Source organism: Haematospirillum sp. H1815, assembly GCF_012102705.1.
GTDB lineage: Bacteria > Pseudomonadota > Alphaproteobacteria > Rhodospirillales > Rhodospirillaceae > Haematospirillum.
On sequence record NZ_JAAVTA010000008.1, the window covers coordinates 1 to 21,563 of the forward strand.

At 54.4% G+C, this 21,563-nt stretch carries 24 protein-coding genes; 7 read left to right on the forward strand and 17 right to left on the reverse strand.

Features of this window, described 5'->3' with window-relative positions; all coding sequences use genetic code 11:
- Positions 1 to 175: 175 nt before the first annotated feature.
- The 8 genes from recA to HEQ60_RS07535 form a co-directional block, all read right to left on the reverse strand.
- Positions 176 to 1,261 carry a recombinase RecA gene (gene recA, locus HEQ60_RS07500; protein WP_168071116.1) on the reverse strand — a complete coding sequence of 362 codons (1,086 nt, stop codon included), beginning with the start codon at positions 1,259 to 1,261 and terminating at the stop codon, positions 176 to 178.
- Between the two features lie 89 nt (positions 1,262 to 1,350).
- Positions 1,351 to 3,729, reverse strand: a complete 2,379-nt coding sequence (locus tag HEQ60_RS07505) for an ATP-binding protein (protein ID WP_322099312.1) — start codon at positions 3,727 to 3,729, stop codon at positions 1,351 to 1,353.
- A complete protein-coding gene (gene flhB, locus HEQ60_RS07510; protein ID WP_168071117.1) occupies positions 3,726 to 4,865 on the reverse strand; it encodes a flagellar biosynthesis protein FlhB in 1,140 nt (379 codons plus the stop codon). Before flhB ends, HEQ60_RS07505 begins: the two co-directional genes overlap by 4 nt.
- A gap of 7 nt (positions 4,866 to 4,872) precedes the next feature.
- Positions 4,873 to 5,637, reverse strand: coding sequence for a flagellar biosynthetic protein FliR (gene fliR, locus HEQ60_RS07515; RefSeq protein WP_168071118.1), 765 nt, complete (start codon positions 5,635 to 5,637; stop codon positions 4,873 to 4,875).
- Positions 5,638 to 5,661: 24 nt separating this feature from the next.
- Positions 5,662 to 5,928, reverse strand: coding sequence for a flagellar biosynthesis protein FliQ (gene fliQ, locus HEQ60_RS07520; RefSeq protein ID WP_066131756.1), 267 nt, complete (start codon positions 5,926 to 5,928; stop codon positions 5,662 to 5,664).
- A 31-nt stretch (positions 5,929 to 5,959) separates the two neighbouring features.
- Positions 5,960 to 6,307 carry a flagellar hook-basal body complex protein FliE gene (locus HEQ60_RS07525; protein ID WP_066131758.1) on the reverse strand — a complete coding sequence of 116 codons (348 nt, stop codon included), beginning with the start codon at positions 6,305 to 6,307 and terminating at the stop codon, positions 5,960 to 5,962.
- A 40-nt stretch (positions 6,308 to 6,347) separates the two neighbouring features.
- Positions 6,348 to 6,758, reverse strand: coding sequence for a flagellar basal body rod protein FlgC (gene flgC / locus HEQ60_RS07530; RefSeq protein WP_066131760.1), 411 nt, complete (start codon positions 6,756 to 6,758; stop codon positions 6,348 to 6,350).
- 62 nt (positions 6,759 to 6,820) lie between these two features.
- Entirely contained in the window at positions 6,821 to 7,228 is a 408-nt protein-coding gene (locus HEQ60_RS07535) for a flagellar basal body rod protein FlgB (protein ID WP_168071119.1), read from the reverse strand.
- Between the two features lie 251 nt (positions 7,229 to 7,479).
- Between HEQ60_RS07535 and HEQ60_RS07540 the strand changes: the two genes are divergently transcribed.
- The 5 genes from HEQ60_RS07540 to HEQ60_RS07560 all read left to right on the forward strand — a co-directional run bounded on the left by HEQ60_RS07540 (position 7,480) and on the right by HEQ60_RS07560 (position 9,982).
- Positions 7,480 to 7,851, forward strand: a complete 372-nt coding sequence (locus HEQ60_RS07540) for an EscU/YscU/HrcU family type III secretion system export apparatus switch protein (RefSeq protein WP_416046640.1) — start codon at positions 7,480 to 7,482, stop codon at positions 7,849 to 7,851.
- Positions 7,848 to 8,306, forward strand: a complete 459-nt coding sequence (locus HEQ60_RS07545; protein ID WP_168071120.1) for a hypothetical protein — start codon at positions 7,848 to 7,850, stop codon at positions 8,304 to 8,306. The genes HEQ60_RS07540 and HEQ60_RS07545 overlap by 4 nt, the downstream gene beginning before the upstream one ends.
- 44 nt (positions 8,307 to 8,350) lie before the next feature.
- Entirely contained in the window at positions 8,351 to 8,704 is a 354-nt protein-coding gene (locus HEQ60_RS07550; protein WP_168071121.1) for a flagellar biosynthetic protein FliO, read from the forward strand.
- Positions 8,701 to 9,465 carry a flagellar type III secretion system pore protein FliP gene (gene fliP / locus HEQ60_RS07555; protein ID WP_168071122.1) on the forward strand — a complete coding sequence of 255 codons (765 nt, stop codon included), beginning with the start codon at positions 8,701 to 8,703 and terminating at the stop codon, positions 9,463 to 9,465. The genes HEQ60_RS07550 and fliP overlap by 4 nt, the downstream gene beginning before the upstream one ends.
- Before the next feature lie 88 nt (positions 9,466 to 9,553).
- Positions 9,554 to 9,982, forward strand: coding sequence for an Lrp/AsnC family transcriptional regulator (locus HEQ60_RS07560; RefSeq protein WP_168071123.1), 429 nt, complete (start codon positions 9,554 to 9,556; stop codon positions 9,980 to 9,982).
- Positions 9,983 to 10,010: 28 nt separating this feature from the next.
- Here the strand turns inward: HEQ60_RS07560 and HEQ60_RS07565 are convergent, their stop codons facing one another.
- The 9 genes from HEQ60_RS07565 to HEQ60_RS07605 form a co-directional block, all read right to left on the reverse strand.
- Positions 10,011 to 13,541: a tetratricopeptide repeat protein gene (locus HEQ60_RS07565; protein WP_168071124.1), complete on the reverse strand. Its 3,531-nt coding sequence runs from the start codon at positions 13,539 to 13,541 to the stop codon at positions 10,011 to 10,013.
- Entirely contained in the window at positions 13,538 to 14,248 is a 711-nt protein-coding gene (locus tag HEQ60_RS07570) for a flagellar motor protein MotB (protein WP_168071125.1), read from the reverse strand. Before HEQ60_RS07570 ends, HEQ60_RS07565 begins: the two co-directional genes overlap by 4 nt.
- A 3-nt stretch (positions 14,249 to 14,251) precedes the next feature.
- Positions 14,252 to 14,908, reverse strand: a complete 657-nt coding sequence (locus HEQ60_RS07575) for a hypothetical protein (protein WP_168071126.1) — start codon at positions 14,906 to 14,908, stop codon at positions 14,252 to 14,254.
- A 14-nt stretch (positions 14,909 to 14,922) separates the two neighbouring features.
- Positions 14,923 to 15,672 carry a protein phosphatase CheZ gene (locus tag HEQ60_RS07580; RefSeq protein WP_245183836.1) on the reverse strand — a complete coding sequence of 250 codons (750 nt, stop codon included), beginning with the start codon at positions 15,670 to 15,672 and terminating at the stop codon, positions 14,923 to 14,925.
- A 54-nt stretch (positions 15,673 to 15,726) separates the two neighbouring features.
- Positions 15,727 to 16,116, reverse strand: a complete 390-nt coding sequence (locus HEQ60_RS07585; protein ID WP_066131784.1) for a response regulator — start codon at positions 16,114 to 16,116, stop codon at positions 15,727 to 15,729.
- Positions 16,117 to 16,257: 141 nt separating this feature from the next.
- Positions 16,258 to 16,989, reverse strand: a complete 732-nt coding sequence (locus HEQ60_RS07590; protein WP_168071127.1) for a MotE family protein — start codon at positions 16,987 to 16,989, stop codon at positions 16,258 to 16,260.
- Between the two features lie 11 nt (positions 16,990 to 17,000).
- Positions 17,001 to 17,807 (reverse strand): DUF6468 domain-containing protein, encoded by an 807-nt coding sequence (locus tag HEQ60_RS07595; protein WP_168071128.1) that lies wholly within the window; start codon positions 17,805 to 17,807, stop codon positions 17,001 to 17,003.
- Positions 17,808 to 17,811: 4 nt separating this feature from the next.
- Positions 17,812 to 19,008 (reverse strand): flagellar motor switch protein FliM, encoded by a 1,197-nt coding sequence (fliM, locus tag HEQ60_RS07600; protein ID WP_167805044.1) that lies wholly within the window; start codon positions 19,006 to 19,008, stop codon positions 17,812 to 17,814.
- Positions 19,009 to 19,055: 47 nt separating this feature from the next.
- Positions 19,056 to 19,640, reverse strand: coding sequence for a flagellar basal body-associated FliL family protein (locus tag HEQ60_RS07605; RefSeq protein ID WP_168071129.1), 585 nt, complete (start codon positions 19,638 to 19,640; stop codon positions 19,056 to 19,058).
- Between the two features lie 291 nt (positions 19,641 to 19,931).
- Between HEQ60_RS07605 and flgF the strand changes: the two genes are divergently transcribed.
- Together flgF and flgG are read left to right on the forward strand one after the other, a co-directional pair.
- On the forward strand, positions 19,932 to 20,678 hold the full coding sequence (flgF, locus tag HEQ60_RS07610) for a flagellar basal-body rod protein FlgF (protein ID WP_168071130.1): 747 nt from the start codon (positions 19,932 to 19,934) through the stop codon (positions 20,676 to 20,678).
- A 79-nt stretch (positions 20,679 to 20,757) separates the two neighbouring features.
- Complete coding sequence (gene flgG / locus HEQ60_RS07615; protein WP_066131799.1) at positions 20,758 to 21,543, forward strand: flagellar basal-body rod protein FlgG; 786 nt, start codon at positions 20,758 to 20,760, stop codon at positions 21,541 to 21,543.
- The last annotated feature ends 20 nt before the right edge of the window (positions 21,544 to 21,563 follow it).

Consider the following 21,563-nt stretch of genomic DNA (forward strand, 5'->3'; position numbering starts at 1 on the left):
TATCCCTTCCGTCTCTTCACTCTGAAAAACAGCACCGACAATCAAAAAACCAGAAATTCCAGTCCCTCAACGTCGGGACGCACCTTCTAAGCCCCAAATCAAAAACCGTCAACACAATTCATTAAACATATAACAAAAAAAAATGCATCATCCCCCAAACAACAAGGACTGACGATCAGCCTGCTATCACAGCATCTTCGCTAACATCCGTTTCAGGTGAAATGGCAATAGCATCCTTTACCAAGCCGGCGTTGGCTCTGATAGCCTGCTCAATCTCAGCAGCCATAGCTGCATTGTCTCGCAAGAACTGCTTGGCATTCTCACGCCCCTGCCCGATGCGGGTAGAGCGGTACGAAAACCAGGCACCAGACTTTTCAACAAGCCCAGCCTTCACACCCAGATCCAGAAGCTCTCCCGTTTTGGAGATGCCTTCGCCGTACATGATGTCAAAATCAATAACCTTGAAAGGTGGGGCAACTTTGTTCTTCACAACCTTGACCCTGGTCTGGTTGCCAACAACATCATCACGATCCTTGATCTGGCCTACGCGACGAATATCAAGCCGCACCGATGCGTAAAACTTCAGCGCGTTCCCGCCGGTTGTTGTTTCAGGGCTCCCGAACATCACACCGATCTTCATCCTAATTTGGTTGATAAAGATAACCAAGGTATTGGACCGGGCAACAGAAGACGTCAACTTGCGCAGGGCTTGGCTCATCAGACGGGCATGCAGTCCAACATGGCTGTCACCCATTTCACCTTCAAGTTCGGCTCTGGGAACGAGAGCAGCGACAGAATCAACAACAAGGACGTCGATCGCACCGGAACGAACCAAAGTATCTGCAATTTCAAGCGCCTGCTCTCCGGCATCGGGCTGAGAAATAAACAGTTCGTCCGGATTCACGCCCAATTTGCGGGCATAGACAGGATCCAGGGCATGTTCAGCATCAATGAAAGCACACGCTCCACCGACACGCTGCGCTTCGGCAATGACATGCAGAGCCAGCGTTGTCTTGCCAGAACTTTCCGGGCCATAAATTTCTATGATCCGGCCACGGGGCAAGCCACCTATGCCAAGGGCAAGGTCAAGACCCAGGGAACCAGTCGACACAGCCTCCATATCTGCTACAGAGTTATTCTGACCAAGCCGCATGACAGATCCCTTGCCAAAGGCACGTTCGATCTGAGCAAGCGCGGCGTCCAGGGCTTTTTGTTTATCCATGGTGTCCTTGTCAACAAGATGGAATGCGGTTTGAGACATCTCAATCCCCGTTTATTTCACAGCTGGGCGATACCTGCAATGCGAAGAATGTACATGTTTTGTTCTTCTGCGCAAGAAGAACCGCAACATCAGGCAGAATTCACGCATTCTCTTCGACGAAGAAGGACAGCATGCACACACTCTGCCAACTGCGTCAGGGAAAATGGTTTCGGAAGAAATGAAAAATCGGTCGAGTCCGCGATACCGCCACCGGCTGCTTCTTCGGAATAGCCGGAGATAAGGATCACCTGAATATCAGGCTTTTCTACCTTCACCCTGCGCGCCAATGTCGCACCATCCATCCCGGGCATGATCATGTCGGTAACCAGCAGATCAATATCCAGGTTATCGGCCAGTTTCTCCAGCGCCTGCTCCCCGCTACAGGCTTCAACAACGCGATAGCCCTTGTTACGAAGCGCACGTGATGCAAAAACCCGAACAGCATCCTCATCCTCCACCAAAAGAATTGTCGCGCTTCCGGATAGATCCTTTGCTAAAGTCTGTCGTTGTGGCGTTGTGGCCCCGACCCTTCCAATACCTGAGGCTTCAGCCTCTTCTGTAACGGCATTGTCTGCACAAGGCAGATAAATGATGAATTTGGTTCCCTGCCCTACACTGGAATCCACAAGGATTACGCCGCCTGTCTGTCGAACAATTCCATAGACTGTCGACAAACCAAGACCCGTGCCAGCTCCAACACTTCCTGTCTTTGTCGAGAAGAACGGTTCAAAAATACGGGCGAGGTTCTCTCTTGAAATACCGGTCCCGGTATCAGAAACGGTAATAACCGTGTATTCTCCGGCAGAAAGGCTTTCAGCACCAACAACCATGGGGCTGCCAACCATCTCACGTCGTGTTTCTATACTCAGGCGCCCCCCGCCCGGCATTGCATCCCTGGCATTGACGGCGAGGTTGATGATCACTTGGTCCAACTGTCCTGGATCAACCCTGATTGCCCCGACATCTCGCCCAAGACGTAGCTCAAGATGTATGCTTTCTCCCAGCAACCGCCGGAGAAGATGACTGATTTCTGTCAGGGCATCGGTAACCAGAACCTGGCGAGGTCTTAAAGGCTGTTTTCGCGAAAACGCAAGCAGTTGACGTACCAGATTGGCAGCGCGATTGGCGTTTTGCTTGATCTGCATCAGATCGGCAAAGGATGGATCACCAGCCCCATGCCTCTGCAACAGCAAATCACAGAAACCAATCATCGCGGTCAGCAAATTATTAAAGTCATGAGCAACACCACCGGCAAGCTGGCCCATGGCCTGCATCTTTTGTGCCTGGGCAAACTGTATTTCCAGATTACGGTGGGCAGTATTATCGAAGAAAAATGCCATAAACAAAGCCCCACCCAAGGGGACAATGCCAATAGAAGCTGCCTTGTCAGGGCATTTGCAAAAACGCACTTCATGAGCCATACCGGCCTCGACGCTCCCGCCCAGCAGGGCCTGTTCAAACAGGTCATCCCATGTGACACGGTCATCCTCTGCCAACACATTGCGAACAGATGTTTCTTTCAACGACGAAGCATCATACCCACACAGACGTAGGAAGGCTTCATTGGCATCGGTTACAACGCCTTCAACATCGACAAGGCACAAGCCTACGGGAAGGGAAGCAAATACAATACGGAACCACTGGTCTACGGGAGAGCAGGACAAGTCTGTTGTATGAGCCTGACGCATGACGACGCTGCGCGTACGTGTTTCTCCGGCATCATCAAAGGCCACCTGCTCCACCATCGCGGAAAAAATATTCCCGGTGCGGTCACAAAAACGGAGCACACCGCTCCACGCCTCCTCGGCATCCGGTCGGCTGCCATCAGCCAGAATACGGGACAAGGGCATGCCCAGCAGTTCATTCACGCTGTACCCAAGCCAGTCAGCAAGACGCTGGTTCACAAAGCGCAACTGCTCGTTGGCATCAACAGAGTACAGTCCTGCTGGCATAAGGTAGAGAAACTCAGCCTGAACATCACGGTCACGACGCAGTATATCTTCTATGGCACGATGCGCTGTAACATCCTGCGCCGTCCAGATCACCCCCTCGGCACACGGCGATGTCATGGGCGCTGGACAGACCCCGATACGCCACCATTCTGCAAGCCCACGTTCACCCTGTAACATAACGTCCACATTTTCCGGAATCCGCCGTGCCACCGCAGAGAGCAAACGCTCAAGGGCACCAAACGTTTCCTCATCTGCGCGATCAATGCGACGGGCCAACTCAGCATCTGGCTCACTTCCTCGCCAGAAAGTTTTTGCACGGCTATTTACAGCCAGCACATGGCCGTTGGAGTCGACCATAAGACGGGCAACGTCATCAGCTTCCAGAAAACACCTCAGGCATCCCACATCACGCCGCAAGCGCCGGATGTAAAAGACAAGGCCGCACGTGGCCAAACACAGTATGCCTGCAGCCAGTACATAAACCCACACAAGGTGCAGATCGTGCAAGATGATCACAAGGTCTGTCCTCTTTCGTCTGCAGTGACACGGTCTGCCCCCTGCCCGGAACGCCTGCTACGACCTGTAAGCCCTGCCCTCTTCAGCTTCATAACGTACCCAATGACCTCAGCCACAGCCTTGTAATGCTCTGGAGGAATTTCCTGGTCCAGCTCCACAGCGGAATACAGCACCCGCGCCAACGGGGGGTTTTCCATGATCGGGATATCATGTTCCTCGGCAATGGCACGAATACGCAGGGCAAGGCTGTCCACACCCTTGGCGACCAGTTTCGGGGCGGACATTTCATCCATCTCGTAACGTAAGGCTACCGCATAGTGAGTCGGGTTTGTGATAACAACGCTGGCTTGGGGAACGGCCGCCATCATACGTTGCCGCGAACGCTGCAACCGCATCTGCCTGATCTTGCCCTTGATCTGGGGATCACCCTCGGTATCCTTGTGTTCGTCCTTGACCTCCTGCTTGGTCATTTTCAACTGCTCACGATGCCGGTAGCGCTGCCACCACCAATCTGCTGCGGCAACAAGCGAGAACGTCACCACAACACCGGCGAGAACAAGGACTAGTAACGTGTGCAAGTTCTCCAGAACCACAGTAGGATCCAGAGCCATATAGACCTCGGGGGTAGCTAAGTGTGGTACCACCAAGGCAAGAAATACAGCCGTAACCAGAATGATCTTCAGCACACCCTTGGCCAACTCAAACAGCTGATTACGGGAAAAGATGCGACGAAAGCCGCTGATCATGCTGATGTTGGATAATTTTGGTGCGATCTTCTTCGGTGTGAACACAAGCCCATATTGAAGGGTACCAGACAAAATTGCTGCCAAGAATGTAATGGCAAAAACAGGCGATAAAAAAATAATACCCTTCAGAATCGCGTGCAGGAACCACATCCTGAAACCTTCCGGATCCAGCGGGACCGCATGCACGCTGGCCAGGAGACTGCCAAGATGCTTTTTCAATTGCCCGGACAACCAAGGAGCCAACATGGCCACCAAAGCCAATGCCGTCACCAGCATCAGTAGACTCTTGATTTCTTGGGATATGGCAACCTGCCCTTCCTGTCGGGCACGCTGGAGCTTTCGCTCGGAAGGCTCCTCGGTCTTGGATTCCTTGTCTTCGTCTTCCGCCATTCCGGACTCAGCCCGCGGTAAACGTCATGAGAACATCCTCCAGATGACGCAGGAACCACATCATCAAGGCTGGCACTGTAACCCACAATACCCCAAGTCCGAACAGGATCTGAACAGGCAGGGCAACGAAAAACACATTCAGCTGCGGCGACAGACGGGACATCAATCCCATCGAAGACTGGAAAACAATCCCGAAAACAATGAAAGGCATGGCCATAGACAGGCCAAGCAAGAAGCTTTTTGCCAGAATATCCAGCCATGTTGTCAAATGATCTTCGGCAACCGGGTTCTGTCCCACCGGAAACAAGGCATAGGAATGGTAAAGGGCCTGCAACATCAAATGGTGTAGATCCATCACAAAAATGCTGACCAGCGCAATGGTTGTCAGCATACCAATAACAAGCGCGCCCTGCGATTCTGTAACAGGATCAAACACCATGGCATTCATCAGCCCGGAGTTCTGGCTGATGGAGGTTCCGGCCAGATGTATGGAGGCTGTCACAGCTTGCCCGATCAGCCCCAGGAAAATACCGTAAAAAACCTCGATTATGATGAGGAAGACCAAAGGACCAACAGTGGCGGGTAAAGCAGGAAGAACAGGCCCCAGAACAGGGGCCATGACCAATGTCACGCCAATGGCTAGCAAGAGACGGGCCTGAACATTGAAATAACCAACCGAAAAACCCGGCATGGTTACCATCATGCTTCCGACACGGCAGAATGTCAGCAACAGATGGAACGTGTTCAAACCAAGGAATTCCGAGAGCGTCACAACGGAGTCTCCAGCCAACCCTGATCAGGGCAGCGAAATAATCAGATCCATAATTTGCTGGGTAAACTGCGTGATATGGCGCAGCATGAAAGGAAGAAGAAAAATGATGGCGCCAAACACAATCAGCATCTTGGGAACAAAGACAAGCGTTGCTTCCTGCAAGGATGTCAAAGCCTGAAACAGGGAAACCAGAAGACCCACAGCCAAACCAACCAAGAGGACCGGTGCGGCAATAACAATCATGACCCATACGCTGTCGCGGGCAATATCAAGAATTTGCGTCTCATTCATCGGAACGGATCCAGAAAGACAATAACGCCACTCAGATCGGCATCTTCAAGATTTCCTGATAGGCAGACACGACACGATCCCGGATTGCCACCACGGTATTCAGCGTTGTCTCGGCATTGCTGACAGCCAGAACCACATCACGCATATCAGCCTCCCCGGCAATACCCCTCAGGCTGACAGCCTCTGCCGTCCTTTGAACCTGTACAGCCTCCTTCAGAGAAGACCGGACCATATCGCCAAAAAGACCATTTTCGGGTGATGGAGCACCAACAGAGGATGTTGCGGCACGAACAGTCTCGGCCGTTTCCGTAGCCGATCCCAGAACCTGACGGGCGGCTGTCCGGTATGCCTGTATGGCGCTGGAAATAGAATTGGTCATGGCCGTCATCCATCAAACGCCGCTACTGCAAACAACAGCATCACCGGAGAAGATCCAAGGTCTTACCCAGAAGATCACGCGATATGCTGATTGTATTCAGGTTGGCCTCGTAAGATCTCTGCGCTTCCCGCAGGTCCATCACTTCGATCAACGGATTGACGTTCGGGGTCATGACATACCCCTGCTCATCCGCACCCGGATGCCCGGGATCGTACTTCCGCCCGAAATCGGTCATGTCACGATCGGTACGATCGGCACGCACTGTATCCACCTCAAGGGATGGATCAAGCTGGTTGCGAAATTGAAGGATCTTGCGCCGGTACGGTTCGCCACCCGGGGTTTTGGCCAAAGAATCGGCATTGGCCAGATTTTCCGAAATCACACGAAGACGCTTCGCCTGGGCTTTCGCCCCGAACGAGGCGATCGACGTCGCTTTCGAAAGATCATCCATATCCCATACCCCCTACACCACAATCGCGCCAGACAGAGAGCGCAGGTGCCACATCCCTCACGTCAACGCTGCCCAAGCGCGGACTTGATCATTGTCAGGTTCTTCTTGACCAACTGCAAGGCCAGATCGTACTGGGACCGCCCCCTGGCCATCTTTTCCATCTGCTCCTCAAGAACAACGGGATTGCCGTCAATGGAACGCTCCCATGTTCTGCGCACAGCAACTTCGCGATACGGACCCAGATCCGGCAGGGCGACCCCCATGTGGGATGGGTTGGTCATGGTCGGCTTGACAGACGGTTCTGTCGCATCCAGGACCATTTTCCCGAAATCAAGCTCCCTCAGGTCTTTAGCCTTGAATTTCGGGGTATCCGCGTTTGAAATGTTCTGGGCCAGAACGCGCTGACGCTGGGCAAGCCAGTCCATCTTTGTACGGGCCATACGAAACAACGATAACTTGGATGTATCCATAATTCCCTGTCCCTGCCGTACGGGGCATACAGTCCAGGCTACCCGCTCACAAGTAGCCTCAGGTGTGCAGACATGATCCAGCCCACCCCTTTAAGAAAGCGTAAAGACCGGTTCACAACACCCCCGGATACCGGGACATAGCAACCTGGCGACAAGCTAAACGATTTTTTAAGCGCCACCCCCACATGATGGGCCTGTCACTGAATGGTCACAAGGCCGATGGGCTTGCTCAGAGTGGAAGGAAATACCCGGTGAGTACCGGCACCCCCAAACCACCACCGGAGTCAGGATCCGGGTCACACCAAGACGATAACGCGTCCGCAAGCACACAGCCCGTCGCTGTCGCCGTGGATCATGATCCATCTGTTGATACAGTTCCCAGGATTGTCGCATCAGGGCGCGGGTTCGTTGCAGACCAGATTCTGAATATTGCGTTCGCAAGTGGCGTAAAAGTCCGACAGGACGCCGACTTGGCCCAGATTCTATCTGCTGTTGATCTGGATTCTGAAATTCCGACTGAGGCTTTTGCCGCTGTGGCGGAACTGCTGGTGTATGTCTATCGAGCAAACGGGACCTATCCACTGCCGCCTACGGCACCACACCTCGGAGGAGCAATGCCATGACGGCTCCACCCCGTCCCCCGATTCCGGGTATCCCTGACAGTGCCGTGTTGCGTCAGGAACTGCGCCGCATCGGTGATATCCTCTTCCAGGCACGCTCTTCTATTTCAGATGGTACCCTTCCTCGCCTCGGGGATCTGGAGCGCATGATACGAACAGCGTGCACATCTATTCACCTGATGACAAAGGATGATGCCCGCGGTCTCCGGCCCATGATGGAAGCCCTTTTTTATGATCTCGATGCTCTTGAGACCGAGATGCGTAACCGATTCGGAGATCTTGCGCTCCGCCCCGGTATTCAGCCCGGCAACGAACCGACACAGGCCGTAACCGTTGGTGCCGCATACCGTCATGCACAGAAGCTGCATATACCTCCACTGGGGGAAGAACATCGCCAAAGCGATACCGTCACACACCGGCAGAGTGATCCGGCAACCCACCCTGCTCGCTCTGTGTAATGTTTATTGTTTCTGATCTCTTCCAGGCCTGATTACGGCATCCCATGGACACAGACTTTTATCTTCGGCCACTGCTTGCCCTTTTTCTGGTTATCGGCATGATTTTCATAGCTGGTGCCGCTGTGCGACGCATCAGCCCGATACGCTCGTGGGCTGGAAAACATTCTGCCCCAAGCCTGGAAATCACAGAACGCCTGAACCTAGATGCCCGCCGACAGCTTGTCCTTGTCCGGCACAATGATCGTGAACACCTCATCCTTCTCGGGAATGCCAGTGAATTGTTGATTGATGCGGGCCAACCAGTACCAAGCTTCACAACGACAGAACAGGAAACAGCGCAACATACCATTTGTGCGGACCCCTTGTTACCAGAGCCGGAACCGGAGAGAGTACGATGAGAAACAGGCCTTTCAGCATACCGTGCAAGGCAGTGCTTTTGTGCCTGTTCCTCATACTCCTGCTGCCACACGAGGCCGTTGCCCAACAAATAAACCTTGATTTCGGGCCATCCGGGAGCGGATCAACAACAGCGACCATTGTTCGGCTGATTTTGCTGATGACAGTGCTGACACTGGCACCGTCTTTTTTGCTGATGGTAACCTGCTTCACCCGACTGATTGTTGTTTTCTCTGTTCTGCGGAATGCCATGGGAACAGGAACGACGCCTCCCAATCAGGTTATGGCCAGCTTGGCTCTGTTCATGACCATTTTTATTATGCAGCCAACCCTTGAGACCGCATGGAAACAAGGGATGGAGCCGATGATGAGCGACCAGATTGACGAATTCGAGGCATTTGACCGTTCCGTTATGCCCTTTCGCATGTTTATGGTCGAACACACACGCCCCAAGGATTTACAGCTGTTCATGGATATGGCCAATCTTGAGCCGGTAGAAGGGCCGGAACAGACGCCGCTACGGGCTCTGATACCCGCTTTCATGATCTCGGAGCTTCTGCGGGCTTTCGAGATCGGGTTCCTGATCTACCTTCCTTTCATCATCATTGACATGGTTATTGCCAGTGTGTTGATGAGCATGGGCATGATGATGCTACCACCCATGATGCTGGCCCTGCCCTTCAAGCTTGTTTTCTTTGTGCTGGTTGATGGCTGGCACCTGCTGGTTGGCTCTCTTGTCCAGAGCTACGGAATCCTGCAATAGAAAAATCCTTATACACGACCTGTCGCCTGAGACACGGCAATGTGCCACAATGCGCGCCACGTGTTTTCCAACCTGAATGAGAAGACCCATGCTGGATAATCTGGATCGCCAGATTCTGGACGCACTACGCGCTGATGCCCGGGAACCGACCGCAGCCTTGGCCAGACGACTGGATGTGTCACGCAGCACCATCCAACACCGGGTCAAACGCCTTGAGGAACAAGGTATTATTGAAAGCTATACAATTCGTCTGGCTGATGAGTTTTCCCGGCGCATAATACGGGCCCATGTCCTGATCAGTGTGTCCCCCAAACATGCGGCGCGGGTGTCCAGCGGAATAAAGCCGATGCTGGAAGTCAGGGCTCTCCACGCCATCAGTGGTGCATTTGACATGATTGCCGAAGTTGCCGCCGAAACAATGGATGCCCTTGATACAATCACAGACCGCATTGGAAGCATCACGGGCGTTGAACGCACACAGACCCTTATTCTGATGTCGACACGCTTCTCACGTTAACAGACAGGAGGCGTATCATCGCGACCTATCAATTGATTGTACTAAGCCCCATACTCTTCAGCTTCTCTTCATAGCCAGCCATGAAAGAGCGAAAGTTCTCAGCCTGCCGGATGCGCCCGGATACGGTCCTGTAGTCAATCAACCCACCTTCCGGGGTGGTCGTGATCAGGTCAAAGGCTGTATGATAGGATGTTTTCTTCATGGCCGGCATATACAATTTACGCAGGTCCATAATGCCGCGCTCATCCTGAGCCAAGGTCAGGGCCGTAGCCCAGTCCAGCAGCAACCTGGCTTGGGTGTCGGTCAAGACAAGGCCACTCTCCGGCTCCGGCGTCAGCTTCTCAAGGGTCTGGGCAACAGCGGGCCAATTCTGCTCTTTCCAGTAAATCTCCGTTCGCAGCAAGTCTGCCTCGGTTGATGTATCAAGCCCCAGAAGGTCAATCGCCTCAGCTCCCCGCCCCATGTCCGACAGAGCCCGGGCCAGCAGCCGTTGTCTCTGGGCTTCCAGTGGTTCCGGAGTGGCCGGATCGGCTGTTTTCAATAAAGCCTCAACGGCTTTCTGGGGCTGCTTGTCCAGCAAGTTGACCAAGGCAAGCCTGGCCCCAACCCGGCTTTTTTCGACCCCGCCCAAGCGATAGGTCACCTGACGGTCCAGAAGGGAAGCCGCCTGGGACAACAAATCAACCCCCACCAATCGATCGGCCAGACGACGAATCATTTCATCGCCTTTTTCCCCAGTTGGCGTCAATTCACGGAATTCATCATAGAGGGCAATTGCACCGACCGGGCTCATGCTGTCGGCTGCACCCTTGAGAAACAGGGACTCAAAAGCATCGCGCATACTGGCTGTTGCCTTCTCTGCCTCGCGATAGTCCTGAAAGTATGTGGCAGCCTGCTGCCAGATACGCAACGCTTCCCCATAACGTCCACGATCGCGCTCCAGATCCCCCAGAGTCATCAGCAAGTTAAATTCAAAAGCGCCGCCGCGCCATGCATAGCGAAGACGCTCCAAGCCATTGACAAGGGTTTCGGTGTCAATTTCCTCTATCTTCTTCTGCAACATTAACCGGTCGTACGAAGCAACGGCGCTATAGTACCGATCGCCTGTCTCAATAGCGTCAGCAAAGCGCTCCAGCGCAATCTCGAAATTCCCCTTCGACTGCGAGAGCTTGCCCTCGATGTAGTTGATGGCAGCAAGTTCACGCTGGGTATTGTGGTCAGACCGGGCGGCTGTCAGGAACGTATTGGTTCCAATTTCATCGCTGACACTAACCGTGGCTTTGGCAGCCGTCAGTGCCAACGGGATTTTCACGCGCTCGGGATAATTGCCGATCACCCCCCCATAGGCCCGCAGAGCCTGCGCCTGCAAACCCGGGTCTCCCATCTCCACCTGCGCGGCGGCACGCCAGAACGCCGCCTCTTCCACACCTTTCAGACTGGCGTGCTCCAGATCCTCTATGGCTTCTGGATAGCGTCCCATCAAAAACGAGGACACGCCACGCAGAGCACGAAATGCGCCCGTGTTGACGATTTCCTTGTCATCATCTGCCAGCACCTTGAGGATACCCAGCGCTTCGGCCGCACGTCCGTGCGCAAAGAAGAACCTGGCCAAGTCAAGCCGGGCATTATTGCGCCGTGCCGGTGGCGTGCTGGCCACAGCAATTTGCAGCTGCTTTCTATTTTTTGAAAAGTCCTCTTCCGGTCCATGCATCCAAGCATCAATATCCAGTACCTTTTTGAAGTCTGTCTTGGTGCCAATGCTGCTTAACAGCTCAGCTTGAGCAAGATCAGGCGAGAAGGTCAGACCACCACGGGCCGTTACATCAACTCCATTCCGGGTGGAGTTGACAACAATACGGTCTGACTTCGGTTCAACCAGAATGCCCTGCACGGTGACAGGAATATCGACGTCAGGGAAACTATAGGCAGGAAAAATACCGATCCCCAAAGGAACCAGGGGAACAACAATAAAACGATCGCCCACTTCCGGATCTTCCAGCACCATGGCACGACCACCTTCGGCCACGGGTACGAACAACCGGGGACCAACCGGGCTTTTGGGCTGAGCTTCGACTGAGGTTGGATTGGCCGGCCGCCACGGCTGACGCAACAGATCAACAACCCATAACAAGCCTTCACGGCGTACCGATGGATTATAGCCCGGCTCAACCAACATGCGGATCACCGTAGCGGAGCGGCTGGGGATCTGCTCAATCTCGCGCACAACACCACTACCCAGACGGCGCAACAAACCCAGATCCATCTCCTTGGGGCGATCAAAGACGACCCATGTCCAGCCGCTACGCCGAAAAACAGCAGCGGCTGCCGGCTCATTCCAGGGAAATGAAAGACTGGCGGCAACAGGGGCATCCCCACTGCGCCCCTCCTCTACCTGGACGGAATCAGAGTCTGATGAGGAGGGCGGCGGCGGAGGGGGAGCAGGCTTGGCCAGTCCCAGCCTATCTCTCATGGCCTGCTCCAAAGCCTGGACAGCAGCGCTGGGCGGTGGAGGAGGTGTTGTGGTCGCAGAGGGAGAGGCCGCCTCGGTATCTGTTGCAGCCTTGCCAGCAGGTGGACTAGCCGCCACTTCTGTTGGAGGTACATTTGCAGCAGGGACGTCCGGGACCGTCGCCGCTGCCGCCGAATCAGGCGAGGATGTAGCGGGAGATGTCTCTCCCCCTGTTTGCTTGATATCAATCAGAACACGCTTGCCATCCGCCGCCGTCATCAACGTTGCACGCGGAGGAACCGGAACGGTTATCGCCAGACGTCCACGTCCTTCTTCTACGGCAATATTTTTCAGGGACTCTGGTAAAGCAGATCGCAACGACGCGATATCGATCGTTGCCGTACGCGGAAATGTCACCGTTGTCTTGCCATCACCACGCTGCACAGTATAACGCTGCCGCTGCGGCCAATCCAGGGCAATGCGGGTAACTCCCCCTGGTTCGCTGGAGACCGACACCTCCACACCGCTGGACTTGATACCAGAGACAGCTTCAGGGGGCGCAGGCTGCACCGACGATGGCCCACGGTCTGCCTCTACGGGTGGTGATGCTGCAGGAATAACAGGAGGGGAGCCCCCCCCTGCTCCTGCGGAAGAAGGTGGAACTTGAGCTGCAGCGGGCTGTGCAGGCGATGTTTTCGGACTACCACCAGCTTGTTGTGGACCTGACTTCATATCCTTGGAAAAATCAACAGCAATAGCCGTACCAACAGTCAGAACCCGCACTGACCATGGCTCTTTCATAACCATGGTGACAACCAACATATCTGGAGATAGTGAGACTGAGTCGACATAGGACCGGATAGGTTTGGTCACGGAAGACGGATCTTTTTCCACCGGCTTGTCAAAGGTCATGGTCGCGGTCGTACCGGAAACCGAAAGATTGTATTTAACGGGAACGCCCCAATCAAAAACCAGACGGCCATAGGTATCGTGCAACCCTGCCCTGGTTTCAAAAGCCTGTACCGCAGATGATAAGCCAAACGCCAGCAATGCCGCCACCAAGAAGAGCGGGGACAAAACCGTAGCACACCATCTCCACGCGGACATCATCGCCTGTTCCGCTCCGGTAGAATGAGGATATCAACCGGTTGCACAGCATCTGCTGGAACCCCCGCGACCGGACGAGCCCCCCCATAACCAACAAGACCAAGATCGCCGGGGTATCCGGCGGACCGCATAGCCTGCGCAACAACACGCGCACGGGCCAAGGACAAGGTCCACGCCACAGCAGACCCCATTTGTCCTCCATCTGCTCGCCCGGCAATAACCAAACGGTTATCCAGACGAGATACAAGGTTCGCAACTTCTGCCAAAATATCCGATCCACCCGGCGCCGGAACCGCCTCCCCAGCCGGAAACAGAACCTTCCCCGGCAATGATAATACAAGCTGATCATCGGACATGGTCATTACCATGCCGTTAAGACGGGGTTCATTCTGAAGCGTTTGTCCGATAAGGGCACGGAGATAGGAAATATTTTGTCCAGGAGAAACAGCAACCTGCACCATGGAAAGGTCAGGGCTTGTTTCAGATACCTCCCGAATTACCAAAGGAGCAGGACGGGTTGAAATGCCATCAACCAAAGAACGCAAATAACGGAGATCAGGGTTCCCCATAGCGTACAGCATCACAAAAAAGGACAGCAAAAGCAGGATAAGATCTGTGAACGTATAAATCCAGACGCCGGATGATGTGCCAATGTCCTTTGATAACGCAGAGTCTGTGGAATACGGTTCCCCATCTTTGTACCCGGCCAAGACTCACCCCCCATCAGGCATCAGACGGAAGGCCAGGACGAGTTCACCATCCTTGCCAATCTCCTCGCCAACAACAAGCTGGGACACAGGCATGCCACGGGCTGCCGCAAGACGGGCAAAGCCAACAGCACGCTGTTCAGCCAAAAGTATCTCTCCAACCCGATCCATAGCGGGAACCTGGATCAGGACAGTCATCTCGCAAGAAAATCCGGCAGGAGAAGATGACAGTACGGCAACCAGATGATCCAGAAATGCTTGGCGTTCAGACCGGAATGCAGCTGTGCCGGGTTCAAAAAGGGATTCGACAGGAAGGACTGCCCTCAGGGTATCAGCGCCAACATAGTGAATAACCGGAAGAACCCGTAAATCCGTCGTCAAAGCCCGTGTCAGCGCAGCCTCGAAAGAACGCGCACTCGACAACCAGCGACCATGTCGCCCCGTAAAGGATACCCGATCAACCAAGCCATCATGATGACGAGAGTCAGAAAAGGCCCGCACGACACCTGACAGGACAGGTGTTGCACGATGACTGTCATAGCGGGAAGAGGAAACCAGAATAATGAAGAAACCAAGCAGCAACAGCGATAAAGAGAGGAACAGTGTCGTGGTACCACTCAACAGGACTGAACGACGGGATGATGCATCGACAGAATCAGTCATTACGGCCCAGCCACTCAGGTCCGCTTGGGACCCGTACCGTGAAGCAGAGAATCGATATCCCCCTGTTTCATCGCATCTCCATCCAGCTGTGGGCCATTAAGCAAGGCATCATCCCCCTCGTTATCACCAACAGCAGATGCACGGGCGCGCCCCTTGTTCCCCGCCTGCTGAACCGACTCCGCAGCTGCCGCATCACGCGCGGCAGCAATGAGCTTGGGATCGAATGCCTTGACAAGACTCTCAACCCGCTCCTCAATACTCTTAAGCATGCGAACAACTTTTGTAATGCGCTGGCCGGTCAGATCCTGAAACGAGCAGGCCTCGTATATCATTGTCGCCGCATCCATGAGCCGGGAACCCAAGTCTTCGCTGACAAGACCAGAGACCTCCTCGACCGCTTCGGTCGCATCCATGATGGAACCCGTAGCATTTTCGGTAGACTGGATAATCGCATCCAGTTCATCCGTTGCTGTAGGGAGAAACTCTTCCCGGATATCGGTGGGATTAAGGGCCGCAATCTCTGACCGAGCCTGACGTATGTACTGGGCCAGCTGCTCTACCTCTTGGTAAAGCCGCATATCCTCGGCAGACAACTCACCGGAAAGGGTATCCAGGATATCCGCAACGACACCACCTATATTGTCGACAGGCACAGCAACGCCGTGAGCCTCGCGGATTCCTGCAATGCGGGAAGCAACAGCACGGTGAAGGCCGCTGTCTTGTCCAGACGACGGAGCCTCTTGAGAGGAAGGGTCACCGACCATGATCATGGGCCTCCGGTCTGAAATCCAGAATCAGGACGGTGCGCCGGGACAACCTCAGAAATCGCCCAGAACGCTGACCATCTTGGCCTTCAGCGTTTCAGCATTGAAGGGCTTGACGATGTAGTTCGAGACGCCAGCCTCCTTGGCTGCGATAACGTTCTCGGACTTGGACTCGGCCGTGACCATGATGAAAGGCAACGCCTTCAGCTTGGGATCAGCACGAACCTCCCTCAGGAGCTGGAGTCCGGTCATAGGCTCCATGTTCCAGTCCGAAATGACCAAGCCGTACGTTGGCCCGCTTCGAAGCTGGGACAAAGCCGCGCTGCCGTCGGACGCCTCATCTATGTTGCTGAAGCCCAGCTGCTTCAGCAGATTGCGGATGATGCGAAGCATCGTCTTGTAGTCATCCACAATCAGAATGTTCATGTCTTTGTCGACAGCCATCTCACACTCCGTTCATGACGGCCAAACGGGCAGCCACAGCGATCTCCAGAACATCTTTCCTATTGTTACTAAAAGACTCAACCCCTTGGACGCAACATCTTTCCAACCATACTTATACCCAACACATAACGGAACCCATATTTACTTGCCGGGCTCCCCTTTGCCAGGGGCAGGAAGCTGGTGCCGGCGGCTCATCTCCATTGTCACGGCCCGCGCCTTCTCTGGCTCCATCGCAGCAAGGATAGGCGCTGTCTTGGCCTCCTTCATGTTCTCCATGATAGTCAGAAGAATGCCCATTTCCAGAGCATTGAAAATACCGGCTGCATCTTTTGGCTTCATAGTGGCATAAATCTTGACCAGCTGGTCAATTCTGCGCTTCTCGGCCTCGTTATGACGATTCAAAAGCTGGCTGATCGTCTTCTCTAGGTTCTGTAGCTCAACAATCTTACGATCTATGCGTTTCTCTGCTGCCTTCAGCATGCCATCGCGGGTATCCAACTCTTTTTCTCGACGGTCAAGAAGTTCACGCCGTTCCGCCAGCCTCTGGAGGACATCAACCTCCGTGCGCGTAAATGATGGTCCTCCACCACCCTCAAGATCGGACAGGGACGAGGGTACCGGATCTGATGTCTGCGCAACAGCGGAACCAATATGAATACCCGGTTCTTCTGCTGGACTCGGGACGGTGATAGCCCTTGTGGCAGATGATTCTGCCATGCGTGGCAAAGAGATATCCCTGCCCGGTTGGCTGGTCCGTTCAAAACTGGCCCCAATATCGTGCCACAAAGACTCCAGCCGCACTGACAGCATCAAAACCGCCACAAAAATGACCAGTGGCAACAGGCGAATCCGTGGGGTTTTGAGTCCTGCCATGCCCTGCCCCCTCAACGCACCGACCTGAGGGCACGCAGAAGCTCTTTCTCGGCTTCAGACCGGTCATCATCCCGGGGTATCGGTGCGTGCTTTCTTTCTGACTCAACGCGCTTGGGGGGAATCGCAGCTTCGGTCCTCTCCGTCGCGGCCAAAGCACTCCCCAACGATGGTGGCTGGGATATAGCCAAACCAGACTGAGAAACCGGACGCACATCAGGCATTACGTGCGAGTCGTCCCGAACAATCTCTGTGGTTGACGGTGCTCTTGCAACAGATGTGTTTTCGGCATACTCGGCAGCAGCAGCAGCGCTTTCAATATCAAGCTGAGCTGGAGGAGGAACACGGGCTCCGGATGCAGACAATCCAGCAGCAGCAGCAGCAGCGGCAGCGGCGGCAACAACAGACTCAGCCGCAGCAACAGGATCAACCGGCGGACCTCCCGAAACAGAGTTTCCGGAAGCAGGGATAACAGAAGACAGAGCACGCCCGGCTTTATCCTTTGCGGCACGTGCAGCTCCATCAAGCCGCTCTGCCATTGCGGAAGCACGTTCAACCATGAACGCAAGGTCATCACGCAAGACCTGCGCTCTTTCAATCTTCTCCTGTAGAAGGCGTCCTGCATCCTCACCAGCCTTGCGCAGGCGGGGAATACCACTCTCGGCCCTAACCGTTGCTTCATTGAAGGCAGCAATCAGGCGCGCCAGATCCTCACGGTTCCGGCGTAGTGCAGAAAGCCTGTTGTTAAGAAGGACGGCAAACACAATCGTTGGCACCAGAAGCAGAACAACCAGTACATCGAGGATCAGCGCAACGTCCATGGCACTACCTCCTCTGCTGCCTGATTTTGGAATCAACCCGGATTGAAATATGGTTACCCCTGCGTCCCATTTGCCCGGAAAACATGGGAATATCGCCACAGCGCAACTCAACGGGTGAATTGGGGGCTGCATTCAGCATAATCCGGGACCCCACTTCCAGGTTCAGGATATCGCGCAGGGACATGGTTTGTTCATCCAGAACAGCCTCCATCTCGACCTCGGTGAACCACATCTCTTCAGCCAAGTGGGTTTCCCAGATCGAGTCACGACCAAACTTTTCCCCCATGAACATCTGCAACAAGAGTTCACGGACAGGCTCCAGGGTCGCATAGGGCAATAGAAGCTCAACCCTACCACCGCGATCCTCCATATCGATTCGGAGCTTGGCCACAATCGCAGCATTGGACGGACGGGAAATGGTGGCAAAGCGGGGGTTGGTTTCCAGGCGATCAAAACGGAACGTAACCGGTGACAGCGGGTCAAAAGCCGCAGAAAGGTCGGCCAGAAGGACGTGAATCATACGTTCGACCAAGTTGCGTTCAATGGTCGTATAGGGGCGCCCTTCTACACGCATGGCCGCTGTCCCGCGGCGCCCACCCAGAAGCACGTCAACAATGGAATAAATCAGGGCGGAATCAACAGTCATAAGGCCGTAGTTATCCCACTCTTCGGCCTTGAAAACGGTCAGCATCGCCGGCAAAGGAATGGAGTTCAGGTAATCACCGAACCGAAGATTATAAATGTTGTCGAGTGAAACCTCGACGTTATCAGACGTAAAATTACGCAACGATGTAGACATCATACGCACAAGTCTGTCGAACACCACCTCCAGCATGGGCAGGCGTTCGTACGACACCAAAGCGGAATTCAGAATAGCCTGAATACCCGTCTTGTCGCTGCGCTCGTCGTCGGAATCATCAAAGCCCAGAAGGCTGTCGATTTCATCCTGGTTCAGAACACGTGTACTTTCACGCCCCGAGGAAGAGCTGGCTGTAAACTCAGGCTTTACTTCGGTCGCAACTCCGCCGCCACCGTCCCCACCACCCAGCATGGCCTCCCATTCAGCGGCCATGGCATCAGCGTCATCCCCTTCTTCTCCACCACCACCTCCGCCGCCGCCGCCGCCGGACATGGCTTCCCATTCCTTCATCAGGGCTTCTTCGTCTTCGGCGGTCCGATCTGCATCCTGAGGCGCGGTCATCCTGCTTCCCTCACTTCACCCCACTCCCCCTCCACATAAACAGAGGGCTACTGAACCAGCATTTCCTTGAACAGAACATCATTCACCTTGGCGGGTCGCACAGCAGAATTAACACGTAGCAAGAGTTCCTCTCGCAGGCGATAAATCCCGGCAGCGCCCTGAAGATCCTCAATGCGCAGCTCACGCAAATACACCTGGAAATTATCAACAATACGCGGCATGACACTTTCCACGATGGGAACATCCGCCTGCGACGACAACTCCAGACTGACCCGGACTTTCATAAAAGTCCGCTTGCGGCCCTGCCCGGCAATGTCCACCACCATCTCCGGCAGGTCATAGAAGGCCGGACCAGCAGGAGCGCCAGGAGCACCAGCAGCGCCAGGCGCTCCGGCGGCACCAGCAGACTGCGGCGCGGCCCCTTCGCCAGACGCAGCGGCTGCCTCAGCCTCCGGCGGTGGCTTGCGATCAAAAACGCCGGCAAACCATGCGCCGGCAACGCCCCCGACAATCAACAGGATCGGCAGCAAGATCAGCAGCAGCAGCTTTTTTCGTCCGCCACCGCCACCGCCACCGCCGCCATCGCCATCGCCATCATCGTCGTCATATTCTTCATCAAGATCTTCGGCCATCGTCCCCTCGGCATCAGCCAGTCCATGTGCGGGCGAGGTTCACCACGTACAAGCATGTATCCTTCTTGGGCAAAGACTACGCAGGAACCCTTAACAAGGGGTTAGGGCTTTCCCGTGTCGAACCCGGCGGAAATTTCTGCCTTCCCACCATACACCTTTTTACCTGAGTCCCAGGCAAGAAAGGACGCCATAAGAGCATAACACACTCATATATCAGCACTAAACAAGCTGGCACGATATGTGCTTCCCTGATCGGCACAAAAGCAATGCCGACGGGAGACCAGAAAGGCCATGCAAAATACGGGTTACATCGCCCTGTCTGCCCAAACAGCCCTGTGGCGCCGTATGGAAACGGTTGCCAACAACCTGGCCAATATGAACACAACAAACTATCGGCGACAGGACACGTTGTTCACCGATTATATGGTGCGCACACCGAATACAGACTCGGTTTTCAGGGACCAGGTTCGATTCGTACAGGATTTTGGAACAGTCAATGACCTGAGTCAGGGGCCAATCCGACACACAGGGAACACCTTGGATGTGGCCCTGGAGCGCCCGGATGTTTTCCTGTCTGTGGAGACACCTGCCGGCGAGAAGTACTCACGTAGGGGATCACTGATCCTGAACGAACAGGGACAACTGTCCAATCACGATGGCTACCCGATCATGACCGACAACAACACACCGATCTTCATTGCCCCGAATGAGTCCCAGATCTCCATCATGGCGAATGGAACAGTGGCAACAGAAAATGGACCCGTTGGTCGGCTGAAAACAGTGAATTTTGAAAATCCGCAGCGCCTGAAACGCTATGGCTCAACCTTATGGGAAGCGCCAGAGGGAATGAACGCGGAACCGGCGCAGAAACCCGGCGTTGTCCAAGGTGCACTGGAAGGCTCCAACGTCAATGGAATCATAGAGATCACACGGATGATAGACATTCAGAGAGCCTATGAACGTTCAAACATGATGATTGAAAGAGAAGACGAGCGCGTCCGTCGCACCATGGATACATGGACACGGCGTAGCGCATAACCGGCTGGATATGTCCTCCCGGCAACGGGAAAGAAAAGCATGGCCCCACACAGGGGAATGATGCGGAAGGAAAAAGAAGATGCGATCGTTGGCTATTGGCGGAACAGGGATGCTGGCTCAACAGACAAACGTTGAGGTCATCTCCAACAACATCGCGAACATGAACACAACCGCCTATGCCAGAAGGCGTGCCGAGTTCGCTGATCTTCTTTACCAGGATGTCCGCAGGCCCGGTGACAACTCTTCCGATACAGGAACCATTGTTCCGGCCGGTATCCAGCTGGGACTTGGCGTCAAGACTAATGCCGTATACCGGATTGCCGAACAAGGTAGCATGACATCCACAAACAATTCGTATGACATCGCCATTCAGGGCAAGGGATACTTCCAGATCACACTGCCTGATGGCACCACGGCCTATACCCGGGATGGCGCATTCCAGCCAGACCCCAATGGTCAGCTGGTGTCACACGATGGTTACACACTCCAGCCGGGGATCGTGATCCCCCAGAATGCAACCGGCGTCACGATCAATGCTTCGGGCGAAGTGATTGTCAAGATCGATGGACAGGTTGCACCCCAGAACGTAGGCCAAATTCAGCTGGCAACCTTCGCCAATGACGCCGGTCTTGCCGCGATCGGGAAGAATCTTCTGGTTGAAACACAGGCATCCGGGGCTGCAACCGTCGGGAACCCAGGTGCACCCGGGTTTGGTGGCCTACTACAGGGTTTTCTTGAAACCTCGAATGTCAACGTTGTGTCCGAAATCACCGAGCTGATCTCTGCCCAGCGCGCTTATGAAATGAACTCCAAAGTCATTACCGCATCCGATGAAATGATGCGGACGATCAGCCAGCTCCGCTAAGAACCATGACTGACTGGACC

Bases quoted from the DNA above. Each gene is read 5' to 3' on its own strand.
- HEQ60_RS07575 (WP_168071126.1), bottom strand. From the start codon at position 14,908: ATGACTGATTCTGTCGATGCATCATCCCGTCGTTCAGTCCTGTTGAGT.
- HEQ60_RS07560 (WP_168071123.1), top strand. From the start codon at position 9,554: ATGCTGGATAATCTGGATCGCCAGATTCTGGACGCACTACGCGCTGAT.
- recA (WP_168071116.1), bottom strand. From the start codon at position 1,261: ATGTCTCAAACCGCATTCCATCTTGTTGACAAGGACACCATGGATAAA.
- HEQ60_RS07565 (WP_168071124.1), bottom strand. From the start codon at position 13,541: ATGATGTCCGCGTGGAGATGGTGTGCTACGGTTTTGTCCCCGCTCTTC.
- HEQ60_RS07590 (WP_168071127.1), bottom strand. From the start codon at position 16,989: ATGGCAGGACTCAAAACCCCACGGATTCGCCTGTTGCCACTGGTCATT.
- HEQ60_RS07595 (WP_168071128.1), bottom strand. From the start codon at position 17,807: ATGGACGTTGCGCTGATCCTCGATGTACTGGTTGTTCTGCTTCTGGTG.
- flhB (WP_168071117.1), bottom strand. From the start codon at position 4,865: ATGGCGGAAGACGAAGACAAGGAATCCAAGACCGAGGAGCCTTCCGAG.
- fliM (WP_167805044.1), bottom strand. From the start codon at position 19,008: ATGACCGCGCCTCAGGATGCAGATCGGACCGCCGAAGACGAAGAAGCC.
- HEQ60_RS07545 (WP_168071120.1), top strand. From the start codon at position 7,848: ATGACGGCTCCACCCCGTCCCCCGATTCCGGGTATCCCTGACAGTGCC.
- HEQ60_RS07550 (WP_168071121.1), top strand. From the start codon at position 8,351: ATGGACACAGACTTTTATCTTCGGCCACTGCTTGCCCTTTTTCTGGTT.
- flgC (WP_066131760.1), bottom strand. From the start codon at position 6,758: ATGGATGATCTTTCGAAAGCGACGTCGATCGCCTCGTTCGGGGCGAAA.
- HEQ60_RS07605 (WP_168071129.1), bottom strand. From the start codon at position 19,640: ATGGCCGAAGATCTTGATGAAGAATATGACGACGATGATGGCGATGGC.
- HEQ60_RS07580 (WP_245183836.1), bottom strand. From the start codon at position 15,672: ATGGTCGGTGACCCTTCCTCTCAAGAGGCTCCGTCGTCTGGACAAGAC.
- HEQ60_RS07535 (WP_168071119.1), bottom strand. From the start codon at position 7,228: ATGGATACATCCAAGTTATCGTTGTTTCGTATGGCCCGTACAAAGATG.
- flgG (WP_066131799.1), top strand. From the start codon at position 20,758: ATGCGATCGTTGGCTATTGGCGGAACAGGGATGCTGGCTCAACAGACA.
- HEQ60_RS07585 (WP_066131784.1), bottom strand. From the start codon at position 16,116: ATGGCTGTCGACAAAGACATGAACATTCTGATTGTGGATGACTACAAG.
- HEQ60_RS07525 (WP_066131758.1), bottom strand. From the start codon at position 6,307: ATGACCAATTCTATTTCCAGCGCCATACAGGCATACCGGACAGCCGCC.
- flgF (WP_168071130.1), top strand. From the start codon at position 19,932: ATGCAAAATACGGGTTACATCGCCCTGTCTGCCCAAACAGCCCTGTGG.
- fliP (WP_168071122.1), top strand. From the start codon at position 8,701: ATGAGAAACAGGCCTTTCAGCATACCGTGCAAGGCAGTGCTTTTGTGC.
- fliQ (WP_066131756.1), bottom strand. From the start codon at position 5,928: ATGAATGAGACGCAAATTCTTGATATTGCCCGCGACAGCGTATGGGTC.